The organism is Streptomyces odontomachicola (assembly GCF_039605595.1).
In the GTDB taxonomy this organism is placed as follows: Bacteria; Actinomycetota; Actinomycetes; order Streptomycetales; family Streptomycetaceae; genus Streptomyces.
The window spans coordinates 20,733-34,411 of the sequence record NZ_JBCFOK010000023.1 but is presented as its reverse complement, the minus strand read 5'-3'; the positions used below and the strand labels follow the sequence as shown (position 1 = coordinate 34,411).

The 13,679-nt window shown below is 73.7% G+C and carries 12 protein-coding genes; 5 read left to right on the top strand and 7 right to left on the bottom strand.

The annotated features are described in order from the left end of the window. Positions 1 to 124 precede the first annotated feature (124 nt). Positions 125 to 1,465: a phosphoribosylamine--glycine ligase gene (purD, locus tag ABEE00_RS32065; RefSeq protein ID WP_345749285.1), complete on the bottom strand. Its 1,341-nt coding sequence runs from the start codon at positions 1,463 to 1,465 to the stop codon at positions 125 to 127. Positions 1,466 to 1,929: 464 nt separating this feature from the next. On the opposite strand from purD, the gene ABEE00_RS32060 reads away from it, so the two are divergent. Then, positions 1,930 to 2,700 carry an SLATT domain-containing protein gene (locus tag ABEE00_RS32060; protein WP_345749284.1) on the top strand — a complete coding sequence of 257 codons (771 nt, stop codon included), beginning with the start codon at positions 1,930 to 1,932 and terminating at the stop codon, positions 2,698 to 2,700. A 57-nt stretch (positions 2,701 to 2,757) separates the two neighbouring features. On the opposite strand, the gene ABEE00_RS32055 is transcribed toward ABEE00_RS32060, so the two are convergent. From ABEE00_RS32055 to ABEE00_RS32040, 4 genes are all read right to left on the bottom strand, one after another. Beyond that, positions 2,758 to 3,411 carry a hypothetical protein gene (locus ABEE00_RS32055; RefSeq protein ID WP_345749283.1) on the bottom strand — a complete coding sequence of 218 codons (654 nt, stop codon included), beginning with the start codon at positions 3,409 to 3,411 and terminating at the stop codon, positions 2,758 to 2,760. Between the two features lie 181 nt (positions 3,412 to 3,592). After that, positions 3,593 to 4,279 (bottom strand): GntR family transcriptional regulator, encoded by a 687-nt coding sequence (locus ABEE00_RS32050; RefSeq protein ID WP_345749282.1) that lies wholly within the window; start codon positions 4,277 to 4,279, stop codon positions 3,593 to 3,595. A gap of 34 nt (positions 4,280 to 4,313) precedes the next feature. Beyond that, positions 4,314 to 5,696 (bottom strand): aspartate aminotransferase family protein, encoded by a 1,383-nt coding sequence (locus ABEE00_RS32045; RefSeq protein ID WP_451918717.1) that lies wholly within the window; start codon positions 5,694 to 5,696, stop codon positions 4,314 to 4,316. A gap of 61 nt (positions 5,697 to 5,757) precedes the next feature. Then, on the bottom strand, positions 5,758 to 6,417 hold the full coding sequence (locus ABEE00_RS32040) for a hypothetical protein (RefSeq protein ID WP_345749280.1): 660 nt from the start codon (positions 6,415 to 6,417) through the stop codon (positions 5,758 to 5,760). A gap of 114 nt (positions 6,418 to 6,531) precedes the next feature. Here ABEE00_RS32040 and ABEE00_RS32035 point away from each other — a divergent pair, with 114 nt between their 5' ends. From ABEE00_RS32035 to ABEE00_RS32025, 3 genes are all read left to right on the top strand, one after another. Further along, on the top strand, positions 6,532 to 7,329 hold the full coding sequence (locus tag ABEE00_RS32035) for a response regulator transcription factor (RefSeq protein ID WP_345749279.1): 798 nt from the start codon (positions 6,532 to 6,534) through the stop codon (positions 7,327 to 7,329). Beyond that, on the top strand, positions 7,322 to 8,755 hold the full coding sequence (locus ABEE00_RS32030) for a sensor histidine kinase (protein ID WP_345749278.1): 1,434 nt from the start codon (positions 7,322 to 7,324) through the stop codon (positions 8,753 to 8,755). Before ABEE00_RS32035 ends, ABEE00_RS32030 begins: the two co-directional genes overlap by 8 nt. A 139-nt stretch (positions 8,756 to 8,894) precedes the next feature. Beyond that, positions 8,895 to 10,052 (top strand): acyltransferase family protein, encoded by a 1,158-nt coding sequence (locus tag ABEE00_RS32025; protein ID WP_345749277.1) that lies wholly within the window; start codon positions 8,895 to 8,897, stop codon positions 10,050 to 10,052. A gap of 35 nt (positions 10,053 to 10,087) precedes the next feature. Here the strand turns inward: ABEE00_RS32025 and ABEE00_RS32020 are convergent, their stop codons facing one another. Together ABEE00_RS32020 and ABEE00_RS32015 are read right to left on the bottom strand one after the other, a co-directional pair. Next, complete coding sequence (locus tag ABEE00_RS32020; protein WP_345749276.1) at positions 10,088 to 10,894, bottom strand: VTC domain-containing protein; 807 nt, start codon at positions 10,892 to 10,894, stop codon at positions 10,088 to 10,090. After that, positions 10,891 to 11,460 (bottom strand): DUF4956 domain-containing protein, encoded by a 570-nt coding sequence (locus tag ABEE00_RS32015; RefSeq protein ID WP_345749275.1) that lies wholly within the window; start codon positions 11,458 to 11,460, stop codon positions 10,891 to 10,893. The genes ABEE00_RS32020 and ABEE00_RS32015 overlap by 4 nt, the downstream gene beginning before the upstream one ends. A gap of 193 nt (positions 11,461 to 11,653) precedes the next feature. On the opposite strand from ABEE00_RS32015, the gene ABEE00_RS32010 reads away from it, so the two are divergent. Further along, entirely contained in the window at positions 11,654 to 13,624 is a 1,971-nt protein-coding gene (locus ABEE00_RS32010) for a protein kinase domain-containing protein (protein ID WP_345749274.1), read from the top strand. Positions 13,625 to 13,679 lie beyond the last annotated feature (55 nt).

Here is a 13,679-nt window from a genome sequence, read left to right as displayed (position 1 = left end):
AGGTCTTGCGTCAGGAGGGGGTGTACGGGGTGCCCGTTATGCGAGTGCCCAGGTGGACGGCCTGCGTACCGGACCCGGTCAGGGCCCGGTACGTCCCCCGCGTACGGGTGCTCGCGGTGCCGCGTCAGGAGCGCTGGTCGGCGGAGCCTTCCGCCTCCTGTGCCGCCGCCTGTGCCGCCGCCTCTTCCGCCGCGCGTGCCGCGATGTCGGTGCGGTGGTGCGAGCCGTCCAGGCGGATGCGGCCGACGGCGGCGTACGCGCGCTCGCGGGCCGCGCCGAGGTCCGGGCCCGTCGCGGTGACCGACAGCACGCGCCCGCCCGAGCTGACGACGCGCCCCTCGGAGTCCAGCGCGGTGCCCGCGTGCAGCACATACGCGTCGGGCCCGTCCTGCTCGGCCACCGCGTCCAGGCCCTCGATCACGTCGCCCTTGCGGGGCGTGCCGGGGTAGTTGTGCGCGGCGACCACGACGGTGACCGCGGCGTCCTCGCTCCAGCGCAGCGGCGGGAGTTCGGCGAGGCGCGAGGTGGCCGAGGCGTGCAGCAGCCCGGAGAGCGGGGTCTTGAGGCGGGCCAGCACGGCCTGGGTCTCCGGGTCGCCGAAGCGGGCGTTGAACTCGATGACCCGCACACCCCTCGAGGTGATCGCGAGCCCGGCGTACAGCAGGCCGGAGAAGGGCGTTCCGCGGCGGCGCAGTTCGTCGACGGTCGGGCGCAGCACGGTGCGCTCGATCTCCCCCACCAGCTCGGGAGAGGCCCACGGGAGCGGCGAATAGGCGCCCATTCCGCCGGTGTTGGGGCCCTCGTCGGCGTCGTACGCGCGCTTGAAGTCCTGCGCGGGGCGCAGCGGTACGACGGTCTCGCCGTCGGTCACGGCGAACAGCGAGACCTCGGGCCCGTCGAGGAACTCCTCGATGACCGCGCGGCCCCCGCCGTCCCCGCCGCCCTGCGCCAGGCAGGCCAGCGCGTGGTCGCGGGCCTCCTTCAGCTCGCCGGTCACGATGACGCCCTTGCCGGCGGCCAGTCCGTCGTCCTTGACCACGTACGGGGGACCGAAGGCGTCCAGCGCGGCGTCCACCTCGTCCGGGGTGGTGCACACATAGCTGCGCGCGGTGGGCACCCCGGCGGCGGCCATGACGTCCTTGGCGAACGCCTTCGAGCCCTCCAGGCGCGCGGCCTCGGCCGAGGGCCCGAACACCGGGATCCCGGCGGCGCGCACGGCGTCCGCGACGCCCGCGACCAGCGGGGCCTCGGGGCCGATCACGACGAGGTCGGCGCGCACGTCGTCGGAGAGCGCGAGCGCGGCGACCGCCTCGCCGTCCAGCGCGTCGACGGAGTGCGCCGTCGCCACCTCGGCGATGCCGGCGTTGCCCGGCGCGCAGTGCAGCGCCGTGACCTCGGGGTCGAGCGAAAGAGAGCGGCACAGGGCGTGTTCGCGGGCGCCGCCGCCGATGACCAGAATCCTCACGCCGTCACCCTATCGACGCCCTCGGGGCGCACCGCCACCTCCCGCCCCGGGGCCGGGGAGCACGCCGCGCCGGCCGCGGCGTACCGGAACGGACCGGGATGTGTGCTCGGGTTTACGGCGGGTTACGTCGGATTTCGTGTATCGGTGGAATGTGGCGGATGTACGGTTCCGAAGGTGCCGCTCGCGGCACCGTGCTCCCCGTCGCCAACGCGGCCGGTGGGGCGGCGAGTTCGGGCCCGTGACCAGGTGCGGGGGCCCGGTGGTGCGGGCGTCCGGGTGGCTCCCGTGCCGTGTCGGGCCACTTTCGAGTGAGGGGCGTAACGGTGTTCTGCCTGACCGGCGACCACTTTTGAGCGGGAAATCCCCGAAGCAAGGCCACTGGGCCGCTTTGGACGGGTAGGAAGGACTTTCCGATGAGGTCGGGAGACCGCTCGGGGCAAGCGGCCTGTTGTAGGGAGTGGCGGGTGAGTCAGCCGGAAATGCGGCCCGAAGGGGCCTCGCGAAAGGCCGGTGCCGGAAGCGGGGACCTGCTGGGCCGCGCTTTCCCGCACGGCGACTGGGGCGAGCCCGCCGAGCGGCTGGACGAGCTGTATCAGTGGGTCGAGGACGGCGCGCTGCGAATGGTCGAGTGGTATCTCGCCGACCGGGTGTGGAAGCGCCGCGCGGCGCGCACGCTGCGGGCCGGCACGGCCGCGTGCGCCGGGTTCGCCGCGCTGCTCCCGGTGCTGGAGCTCACCGGCACGGCGGGCGCCGGACACGGCGGCGGGTTCCTGGCCTGGGGGTATGCGGCGGTGCTCGGCGCCGTCGTGTGCACGGGCGTGGACCGGTATTTCGGGCTGACCTCGGGATGGATGCGGGACGTGGCGACGGCGCAGGCCGTGCAGCGGCGGCTCGAGGCGCTGCAGTACGACTGGGCGTGCGAGAGCATCCGCGAGGTGCTGGGCCCCACCGAGGGCACGGCGGGCGAGGCGGCCGAGCGGTGCCTGGGGGTGCTGCGGCGGTTCGCCGACGACGTGACCGAGATCGTGCGGTCCGAAACGGCCGACTGGATGGTCGAGTTCGCGCCGGGCGGCGCGGCGCCGCTGCGGGTCCAGCAGACGGTGTGGACGGGAGCGCGGCGCAGCCCGTCGGGCGAGGAGCACGGGTCCAGCCCGAACGGCGCCCCGCGGTTCACGCTGCCGCCCGGCGCCCGCCCGAGCATGCCCCGCCAGCGCCCCCCGGAGGGCCCGCGCTGAGTCCCCGTACGAAGCCCCGTACGAGAAGGCCCCGTACGGGGACTCGGCGGCCGGCGGTCAGCTGAAGACGATCATCGAGCCCTGCGCCAGGCTGCGGGTGGCCGCGGCGTGCAGGCCGAGCCAGACATGGCGTTCCCGTCCGAAGGGCCCGTCGCCGTATCCGGGCGGCAGCGCGGCGGGCTCCTCCAGGTCGGTGGGGCGCCGCGGGGGCTCGGGTGTGGCCGGCGGGTTGGAGGGGTCGATGCCCAGGACAGGGGCCACCGCCTCCAGTTCGCGCAGCAGCCCGTGCGAGGAGCCGAGCGGGCCGCCGCCCTCCATGAGCTCCTCGGTGCCCAGCGGCGCGGGGAAGTCCAGCGGCACGTAGGCGCCCGCGTGGTCGTAGTGCCACACCAGGTGCGACTGGCGGGCCGTGGCGTCGAACATCTCCAGCAACTGCTGGTAGTCGCCCCCGAGTTCGTCGACGGGGGTGACCTCCAGGCCGCAGAGCTGGAGCAGGTAGGCGCGGCGCAGGAAGTGCAGCGCCTCGTAGTCGAATCCGGCTGCCGGTGCGACATCGCCCACCAGGCCCGGCATGTACGCATGCACGGGGACCGGCGGCAGGCCCGCCTCGGTGAGGGCCTTGTCGTACGCGGCGATCTCCTCGGCGAAGGGGTTGTCGGGGCTGTGGCACAGCACGTCGACGAGGGGTACCAGCCAGAGATCACACGCCAAGAGTGGCTCCATCCTCGGGATGTCCCGGGTAGCGGGTCGCGGGGTCGCGGGCGAAGACGTCGTCGGGTCGGACGGGCCAGCGTAATGCGGACTTCACCGTACGAACACAGTGCGGTGCGCGGCGCCGTCGCGCCGGTGCCTCACCGTTTCGCGGGGTGCTCCCCCGGTCCGCATCGGCCCGTCATCGGCCTGAGTCTTCCCGCATCCCGCAGTTCTCCACCAGTTCCAGCGCGTGCCGGTTGTAGCCGTCCACGATGCGGTGGGCCGCGCGGGCGTCGCGCTCGTGCACGGCGTCGGCGAGCTCCCTGTGGCCGCTCCACAGGCGCCCCGCGAGGCGCTCGGTGCCGCGCAGCCAGGGCACCGTGAACACCCAGCACTGCACGCGCAGCCTGTCCAGGAAGTCGCAGACGTAGGGGTTGCTGAGCAGGCCGCTCAACTCGCGCCAGTAGCGCAGGTCGTAGCCGATCAGCACGTCGACGTCGCCGGCCAGCGCCGCCCTGCGGGCGGCGTCGGCGCGGCGGCGGACCGACGCCGGGGCCTCAGGGGAGGCCCCGGCACGCGGAGCGGGCAGCACGCCGTCCTCGGCGCCGTGGAAGAGGCCGTCGTAGACGAGCTTCCTGGCCTCGACCATGGCGCGGTAGTCGGCGAGCGTGAACTCGTGCACGCGGAAGCCCTTGTGCTGCTCCACGTCCAGCAGCCCCTGCGCGGAGAGGTCCACCAGTGCCTCGCGCACGGGCGTGGCGGAGACCCCGTACTGCTCGGCGATCTCCTTCACGGTGAAGTCCCTGCCGGTCGGCAGGCGTCCGGCCAGGATCTCGTCGCGCAGTGCGGTGGCGACCTGTGCGCGCAGGGTGCTGCGTTGGATCATCGTCGGCCCGTTCCGCCGTTCCGTGTCCCGCGCGTCAGCCGCCGACGGTGTACGCGTCGGCCGCGCTCAGCGCCTCGTCGAGGACCGCCAGGCCCTCCTTGGCCTCGGCCTCGCTGATGGTGCACGGGGGCACGACGTGGGTGCGGTTGGCGTTCACGAAGGGCCACACGCCGCCGCGCTTGCAGGCCGCCGCGAAGTCCGCCATCGGCTTGTTGGCCTCGCCGCTCGCGCCCTGGGGGACCAGCGGCTCGCGGGTGGCCTTGTCGCGTACGAGGTCGAGCGCCCAGAAGACGCCCAGGCCGCGCACCTCGCCCACCGAGGGGTGGCGCTCGGCCATCTCGCGGAGGGCGGGGCCGATGACCGTCTCGCCGATGTGCGCGGCGTTTTCGACGATGCCCTCCTCCGCCATCGTGTTGATGGTGGCGACGGCGGAACCGCAGGCCAGCGGGTGCCCGGAGTAGGTGAGGCCGCCCGGGTAGGGGCGCTGCTCGAAGGTTTCGGCAATGGCGCCGGAGATGGCGACGCCGCCGAGCGGCACATAGCCGGAGTTGACGCCCTTGGCGAAGGTGATCAGGTCGGGCGTGACGTCGAAGTGGTCGGCGGCGAACCACTTGCCGGTGCGCCCGAAGCCGGCCATGACCTCGTCCAGGATGAAGACGACGCCGTACTTGTCGCAGATCTCGCGGACGCCCTGGAGGTAGCCGGGCGGCGGCACGAGGATGCCGGCGGTGCCGACCACGGACTCCAGGATCACCGCGGCGACCGTGCCGGGGCCCTCGGAGGCGATGGTCTGGTCGAGGTGCGCGAGGGCGCGCTCGGTCTCCTGCTCGTCGTTCTCGGAGTAGAAGGGCGAGCGGTAGGTGTGCGGGCCGAAGAAGTGCGCGGTGCCCGCCGTGCCGTTGTCGGAGGGCCAACGCCGCGCGTCGCCGGTGATGTTGATGGCGGTGCCGGTGGCGCCGTGGTACGAGCGGTAGGCGCTCAGCACCTTGTTGCGGCCGGTGTGCACGCGGGCCATGCGCACCGCGTGCTCCACGGCCTCGGCGCCGCCGTTGGTCCAGAAGATCTTGTTCAGGTCGCCCGGGGTGCGCTCGGCGACGAGCCGCGCGGCCTCGGCGCGCACGTCGACGGCGAAACCGGGCGCCAGGGTGCACATGCGCCCCGCCTGCTCCTGGATGGCCGCGACGACCTTCGGGTGCTGGTGGCCGATGTTGGTGTTGACCAGCTGGGAGGCGAAGTCGAGATAGCGGTTGCCGTCGTAGTCCCAGAAGTAGGAGCCCTCGCCGCCCGCGATGGGGAGCGGGTCGATGAGGCCCTGCGCAGACCAGGAGTGGAAGACGTGCGCGCGGTCCTTCGCCTTGACGGCCTTGCCCGCCTCGGGGTCGGCGGCGATCCCGGCTGGTTGCGTAGTCACTGTCATACCTCAGTTCACTCGCTTCGTGTCCGCACCGGACCCTGGGCGGACCACCCCAGGGTAGAGATCAGTCGTCGTCCCCGTCCTCCGGTACGACAGAGGTGTGGGGTTTCCCATCGGCGCAGCGTACGGCCACGGTGAGGTCGTCGGCGTCGTCGTCGGCCGGTTCCAGCTCGGCCTTGACCGCCTTGTCGGGCCCGTGGTCGACGTCGTCGACGCTGTATCCCTCGGCCGGGATCACGCTCAGCAGCCGCACCTGTTCCTCGGTCTTCTTCCTGCCGTCGTCCTCCTCGACGTGCCGCTCGCAGCGGACCGATGCGGTGCCGGCGCCGCCGGGGAAGCGGACGGTGACGGCGGGGCCCACGAAGGGTGTGCCGGAGGAGGCTCCGGAACTCTGACCGCTTTGAGGGGATTTAGTGCTTTCACCCGATCCCATGGCGCCCTCGCCGCGGGCCGCGCGCTGCTTCTCCTGGACCAGTTCGTGGCGTACGGCCGCGTCGCCGAGGGGCTTGGGGCGCTCGTACCGGCCGCCGGGCTCGGCGTGCGCGAACGACCACGCGCCGAGCACCCCGGCCACCACGACGGAGGCCACCCAGGCGCCCGCGGTCAGCGCGGTGCGGCGACGGCGGCGGCTCCGGGCGACGGGGTCCTCGCCGGGCTGCGCCGCGGGGCCGTCGCCGGGCCGCGCCGCGGGGTCCCCGCCGTGGTCTTCTGCTGAGGCTGGCATGCGGCCAGTCTGCCGGTGCGTCTCCTAACGCCCGGTTAAGGCCCCCACAAAAGCGCTGGCAGAGGGCGGGACGCGGGTGACAGGGCGGTGAACGGCATGGCTAACGTGACAGGCATGTCGCACCTTCTGGTCGTCGAGGACGATCCTCAGCTCCGCGGCGCCCTGATCCGGGCGCTGCGCGACCGCGGCCACGCGGTGGCCACCGCCTCCACCGGGATGGAGGGCCTGGACGCCGCCGTCACGCACAAGCCCGACCTCGTGGTGCTCGACCTCGGGCTGCCGGACGTGGACGGCGCGCGGGTGCTGCGGATGCTGCGCGCGGTCAGCCAGGTGCCGGTGATCGTCGCCACGGCGCGGGACGAGGAGGGGGAGATCGTCGCGGTGCTCGGCGACGGCGCCGACGACTACATCGTCAAGCCCTTCGGCGCGGCCCAGCTCGACGCGCGGGTCAAGGCGGTGCTGCGGCGGCTCGGCAAGGGCGGCACCGAGGCCGAGCCCGAGGCCCCGATCAGGGTGGGCGGGCTCACCGTGGCGCCCTCGGCCCGCGAGGTGACCCTGGACGGCGGGCAACTGGAGCTGACGCCCCGCGAGTTCGACCTGCTCTGCTTCCTGGCCCGCAGGAAGGGCCAGGTGGTCTCGCGCCGCGAGCTGCTGGCCGAGGTGTGGCAGCAGCCGCTGGGCGGGGCCGACAAGACGGTGGACGTGCATCTGTCCTGGCTGCGCCGCAAGTTGGGGGAGACGGCGCAGCAGCCGCGCTATCTGCACACCGTACGGACGGTCGGCGTGAAGCTGGCGGCGCCCGGCGAGGAGGACGAGGCCACGGACGGGAGCGGCGAGGGCGGCGGGGAGAGCGGCGGGGGCACCGGCGGGAGCGCGGGAGACACCGACGCGCTGGGCGGCACCGATGCGTAGCCGCCTCCTCCTGCTGACCGGCGCGACCACCGCCGTGGTGCTCGCGGTGCTGCTGATCCCGCTGGGGCTGCTGACCCGCAGCCACGCCGAGGACCGCGCGATGACCGACGCGACCGAGCGCGGCCAGTCGGTCGCCGCAGTGGTCGCGGGAGCGCTCGGCGGCGGTACGGGAAGCAGCGGTACGGGGCCGGGCGCGGGAACCCCCGGCGGACAGAACGGCGGCGCGGGCGGCGATTCGGGCCGGGACGGCGACGAGGTGATCCGCGGCGTCCTCGACGGCCTCAACGGCACGGACCAGCCCCGCACTTCGGTGGTGCTGCCGAGCGGAACGGTGCTCGGCAGCAAGCCGCAGGGAGTGAGCGCGGAGGCGCGGCAGCTCGCGCAGCGCGGGCGGGCGTTCACCTACGCGCCCGAGTCGGGCGGCCGGGTGGTGATGGTGCCGGTGCTGGGCGGTCCGGGGAAGAGCGGGCAGAGCACGTCGTCCGGCGGCACGGGGCGGCCCGCGATCGTCCAGGTCTCGGTCAGCGAGCAGCAGTTGCACGCCGGTGTGCTGCCCTCCTGGCTCGCCGTCGCGGGGCTCGGGGTCGCGCTGATCCTGCTCGGCCTGGCCTTCGCCGACCGGCTCGCGGCGCGTCTCGTACGCTCGACCCGCCGCCTCGCGGGAGTGGCCGACCGGCTGGCCGGCGGCGACCTGGAGGCCCGCGCCGAACCGCTGGGCCCGCCGGAGCTCAAGCTCGTGGCGGGCAGGCTCAACGAGCTCGGCGAGCGCATCGGGGTGCTGATGGAGGCCGAGCGGGAGCGCGCGGCTGATGTGGCGCATCGGCTGCGTACGCCGGTGGCCGCGCTGCGGCTGGACGCGGAGGGCCTGCGGGACCAGGAGGAGGCGGCCAGGATCGGCGCGAGCGTCGCGGCGCTGGAGCGCAGCGTGGACGACGTGATCCGCACGGCCAGGCGGGCCGGCGCCGAACCGGGCAGCGAGCGCGGCGACCTGGCGGCCGTGGCGCGCGAACGCGCGGACTTCTGGGCCCCGTTGGCCGAGGACCAGGGCCGCGAGGTCGAGGTGAAGGTGCCGGAGCACGCCGTGCCCGTGCCGGTCTCCGACGAGGAGCTGAGCGCGGTGCTGGACGCGCTGATCGGCAACGTCCTCGACCACACCCCTGAGGGCGCCGCCCTGCGGGTGAGCGTCACCGACGAGGGCGAGCTGGCCGTCGCCGACGAGGGCCCCGGCTTCCCCGAGGGCGGCTTCGCCGAGCGCGGCACGAGCGGCGCGGGCTCGACGGGCCTCGGCCTGGACATCGCGCGCCGCACCGCGGAGTCGGTCGGCGGCGGCGTGCGGCTGGGCGCGGGCCCCGGGGGCAAGGGCGCGTGCGTGCGGTGCGCGTTCCGGCCGGAGGGCCACCGGGAGAGCCACCAGGGGGCCGGCTGAGGCTCCGTACGGGCGGGGTCACGAGGCGCGGCCGTACGGAGCAAGCCCGTATGAGAAACGGGTGAGAATCGGCTGAGAACCTGCGTACGGGCCCTTCGCAGCAAATCCGTGGCACACGCAGGCAACTACAGTGAGGCCGATGTTCCACGCCACGCTGCCGGAGGCCGCATCGCGGCGGGCCGCGCCGGAGACGCGGGAGCACGGCCGCCCGCGGGACCCCGCGGCGAAGCGGCGCGATCCCTTCTTCGACAACGCGAAGTACCTGGCCATCGTGCTGGTGGCGATCGGCCACGCCTGGGAGCCGGTCAAGGACGGTTCGCACACCGTCTCCGCGCTCTATCTCTTCGTGTACGCCTTCCACATGCCGGCGTTCATCGTGATCTCCGGCTATTTCTCGCGGAGTTTCGAGGCGACGCCGCAGCAGCTCCGGAAGCTGGTCACCGGGGTGGCCGTGCCCTATGTGCTGTTCAAGCTCGCCTACACCGGCTTCGAGCGGGTGACCGGCGGCGATCCGGGTCAGCCCGTCGCGCTGCTCGATCCGTGGTGGCTGACCTGGTTCCTGGTGGCGCTGTTCGTCTGGCGGCTGACCACCCCGCTGTGGAAGGTCGTGCGCTGGCCCGTCCCGCTCTCGCTGGCCGTCGCGGCGCTCGCCACGGTGTCCCCCGACATCGGCGACGACCTGGACATGCAGCGGGTGCTCCAGTTCCTGCCGTTCTTCGTGACCGGTCTGTTCCTGCGCCCCCGCCACTTCGACCGGCTGCGCACCCGCAGGGCCCGGCAGATCGCCGTACCGGTGCTGGTGGCGGCCGCCGGCTTCGCCTACTGGGCGGCGGAGCACATGAACGAGGTGTGGTTCTACCACCGCGAGAGCGCGCAGGAGCTGGGCGCTCCCTGGTGGGCGGGGCTCGTGATGACCTTCGCGATGTACGGCTGCTCGCTCGTGCTCACGGCGGCCTTCCTCGCCGTGGTGCCGCGCCGCGGCATGTGGTTCTCTGCGCTGGGCGCGGGCACCCTGTACGGCTTCCTGCTGCACGGCTTCGTGATCAAGGGGCCCGAGGCGTGGGGCTGGTTCGGCGCCGCGTGGGTGCACACGCCGTGGGGCATCGCCGTGATCACGGTGCTGGCCGCGTGCGCGGTCACGCTGCTGTGCACGCCGCCGGTGCGCAGGGTGTTCCGCTTCGCGGTCGAGCCGCGCATGGGGTGGGCGTTCCGCGACAACGGGGACGCACGCGAGACCGGGGCCTCGCAGCGCGAAACGGGGGCCTCCGGGAAGGAGACCCCCGCCGCGCGGAGCTGAACCCCGTACGAGGCCCGGCGCTCAGCCCCTGGCGGTCAGCCCGCCGCCACCGTCGCCGGCAGCGCGGGGAACGCCGTGCGCAGAGCGCGGCGCCAGCGGTTGCCGGGGAGCGCGGGGCGGAGCGCGGCCAGCGCCGCGTACTTGGTGAAGTCGGCGGGCCGGAAGCCCATCCGGTGCAGCAGCCGGTCGGCCTCGGTCAGATGGCCGGTCGACTTGGTCTCCACCAGCACGAAGTCGCTCGCGCCGCGCACCGAGAGGTCCCGGTCCGCGCCGTCCCTGCACACCAGCCCGGCGTCGCAGGTGATGCGCTGGCCGTCGGCGACGAGGGTCAGCCGCTGGTACTCGGTGACGAGGGAGGGGGTCAGCCCGGTGGGCGCCTCGATCCCGTACTCCCTGCGCAGGGTCTTCGCCAGGAATCCGGCCGGCTTCTCGCCCAGCGCCGAACCCTCCAGCGGCTGGCGGAACTTGACCGTCTCGCCCCTGCCGCTCTTCAGCTTCAGCTCGAACTGCCGCTCGCCGGAGTCCGCGTACAGCCGCTCACGGATCTTGAAGCGGTGGCGGCGCTCCTGGCGGTGGTCGTGATACGCCCGCAGGCCGACGGTGTCGTAATACACCGAGTGGTAGTTGAACCACCTGCGCCCGTCGATGGACAGGGCGCGGAACGGATCGGCACGGTGCGGGTCGGTCAGCTCACCGGCGAACTCCAGGAAGGCGCGGGCCGGCACCAGGTAGGCGCGGTCGTACCGGGCGAGGAGGGAGGCGCGGGCCAGGACGTCGGGCAGGCCGATGGGGTGCGCGGCCAGTGCGGCGCGGCCGATGGCGCGGACGGCGGGGGCGGTCATGCGGCGGCCTCCAGCGAGCGGTAGCGGACATCCACGACCACGAGGTCGCGTACGTAGTCGACTTCTTGGACCTTCCAGGACAAAGGTTCCCCCAAGTGCTTCCGTATATAAGCCTCAACGTCCGGGGGTTCCGTGACCGCCGCGTCGAAGGTGACGACGGAGCGTCCGGTGCGCGCGAAGAGCCGCGGGTGGTCAGCCGCGTACACCACGGCCAGCGGGATCGCGCAGAGTGCGGCGGACAGCCACAGCGGCAGGTGCGGGAGCCCGGCCAGCAGGCCCAGCACCAGGGTGGTGAAGTAGTACGCCACTTCCTCGTTCTGGATCGACTCGGAGCGCAGCCTGATCATCGACAGCACGCCGAACAGCCCGAACCCCAGGGCCAGTCCGCCGTTCCCGCCGACCCGTGCGAGGGCGGCGACCACCGAGAACAGCGCGACGTTCAGGGCCAGGTAGGCGGGTACGAGGTCCCGGCGGCGGTGCCGCGGGTAGTAGACGCCGAAGGTGAGCACCGACACCGCGGCCAGGTCGAGCACCAGGTGGGCGAGGAGCTGTCCGATCGATTCCATGCAGATGAAGGTAGGGAGTGGGAGGTTAACGCGACCTCCCCTGACCGTTAACGGTCACGACTGGGGCATTTGAGGTCCCGTCGGCGTGTCCGCGGATCGCCACAGGGTTCTCCCCCGCCGCACGCGTACACACCCGCACGCCTATCCTCGGGGGACAACCATCGCTGAGCCACCGCCGGGGGGAGTCGCCCACGTGGAGCCGCTGAATGCCGAGGACCCACGCTGGATCGGCGGGTACAGACTGCTGAGCCGTCTCGGCGAGGGCGGGATGGGCCGCGTCTACCTGGCACGTTCGGACCGCGGCCGCACGGTCGCCGTGAAGGTCGTACGCGCCGAGCTGGCCCGCCAGTCCGACTTCCGCAAGCGGTTCGCGCTGGAGGTCAACGCGGCGCGGAAGGTCGGCGGCGAGTGGACGGCCCCGGTGCTGGACGCCGACACCGAGGCGGCCACGCCCTGGGTCGCGACCGGCTATGTCGCGGGCCCCTCCCTCACCCGGATCGTGGAGGAGCAGTACGGACCGCTGCCCCGGCGCTCGGCACTCGCGCTCGCCTCGGGCCTGGTGCAGGCGCTGCGCGCGGTGCACGGCGCCGGGCTCGTGCACCGCGACCTCAAGCCCTCCAACGTGCTGATCACCATCGACGGCCCGCGGGTCATCGACTTCGGGATCGCGCGGGCGCTGGACAGCGCCGTGCAGTCGGGCGGCGGACTGACCTCGACCGGCGGCCTGGTGGGCTCGCCCGGGTTCATGTCGCCCGAGCAGGTGCGCGGGCAGCCGGTGACGCCGGCGAGCGACGTGTTCTGCCTGGGCGCGGTGCTGGCGTACGCGGCGACGGGGCGGATGCCCTTCGGCACCCAGGACAGCGGCATCCACGCGCTGCTCTTCCGCATCGCCGAGGAGGACCCCGACCTCGGCGGCGTGGACGGCGCGCTGCTGGAGCTCATCACCGCCTGCCTCACCAAGGACCCGGAGGGCCGCCCCGCGGTCGACGAGCTCGCCGAGGGGCTGGACGGCGCGCTGGCCGGCGGCGCCTGGCTGCCGGGGGAGGTCCTGGCCGAACTGGGGCGGCACGCCGTGCAGTTGCTGGACAGCGAGGACCCCGAGGGCGCGACGGGCTCGTTCGGCGGGCTGGCGGCGAACGCCGAAGGCACGGGCGCGGCAGCCGGGTTCGGCCCCGCGGCCCCGACGGGCGCCCCGGGAACGGCCCACGCTCCGGGCGGCCACGGCACCCCGCACCCGGGGTTCGGCGCACCGGCCGGCGCGTACGGCCCCCCGGCCCCCGCCCCGTACCAGGGCGGATTCCCGCCGGGACCGCCCGCAGGATTCGCGGGGCCCGGCGGTACGCCGCCGCCCGGAGGCCCCGGGGGCATCGGCGGTCCAGGGGGCACCCCGCCGCCGGGATCCGTCCCGGCCCCCGGCACCCCGCCGCCCGGCATGGCCAGTCACGGCATGGCGGCTCCCGGCCTCGCGCAGGCCGGTCCCGCCAGACCGCAGGACGTGCGCTCGGGGCGGAGCCTCGCCGGGCCGCTGACCTGGGTGCTCGGGGTGTTCCTCGCGTGGCTGGCGGTGCATCTCATCGTGGACCTGGCGGCGCTGTCGAGCCTGAGCAGCCGTGAGCCCGAGGCGCCGCTCAACACCGAGGGCGGCGTCGGCGGCCTGGGCGTCGCGGGGCGCGCGCTGCGGTTCCTGGGCTGGCCGCTGTTCCTGTGCGTGATGGTGCTGTGGCTGGGGTGGTTCTGGCGGATGCGGCTCAACGCGGAGAGCTTCGCGCCCGGTTGGGTCCGCTACCCGGCGGGCATGGCGCTGGGCTGCTGGTTCATCCCCGTCTGCTACCTCTTCATGCCGAAGCAGATCGCCAACGACATCTGGACGGCCTCCACCCCGGAGGGCGCGGGCCTGACGGCGGGCGCCCCGCACCCGCAGGTGTCGCGCCCGCTGCTGACCGCCTGGTGGACGCTCTGGCTGGCGTTCTTCTTCGTCGCCTTCGCGGGCTTCTTCAGTAGCTGGTACGACGCCGCCACCGTGGACGAGGCGGTGGGCCGGATCTTCCTCGCGGTGTTCATGGCCGTCACGGGAATCCCGGCGACGCTGCTGGCCATCCCCATGGTCCGCCGCCTCACCGCGCTCCAGGACAGCCGCATCGCCTCCGTACCGGCACCGCGCTAGGAAGCGGCCCGGTACGGAGGCGGCGCGGAGGAGCCACGCGGAGGAGTCACCCGAA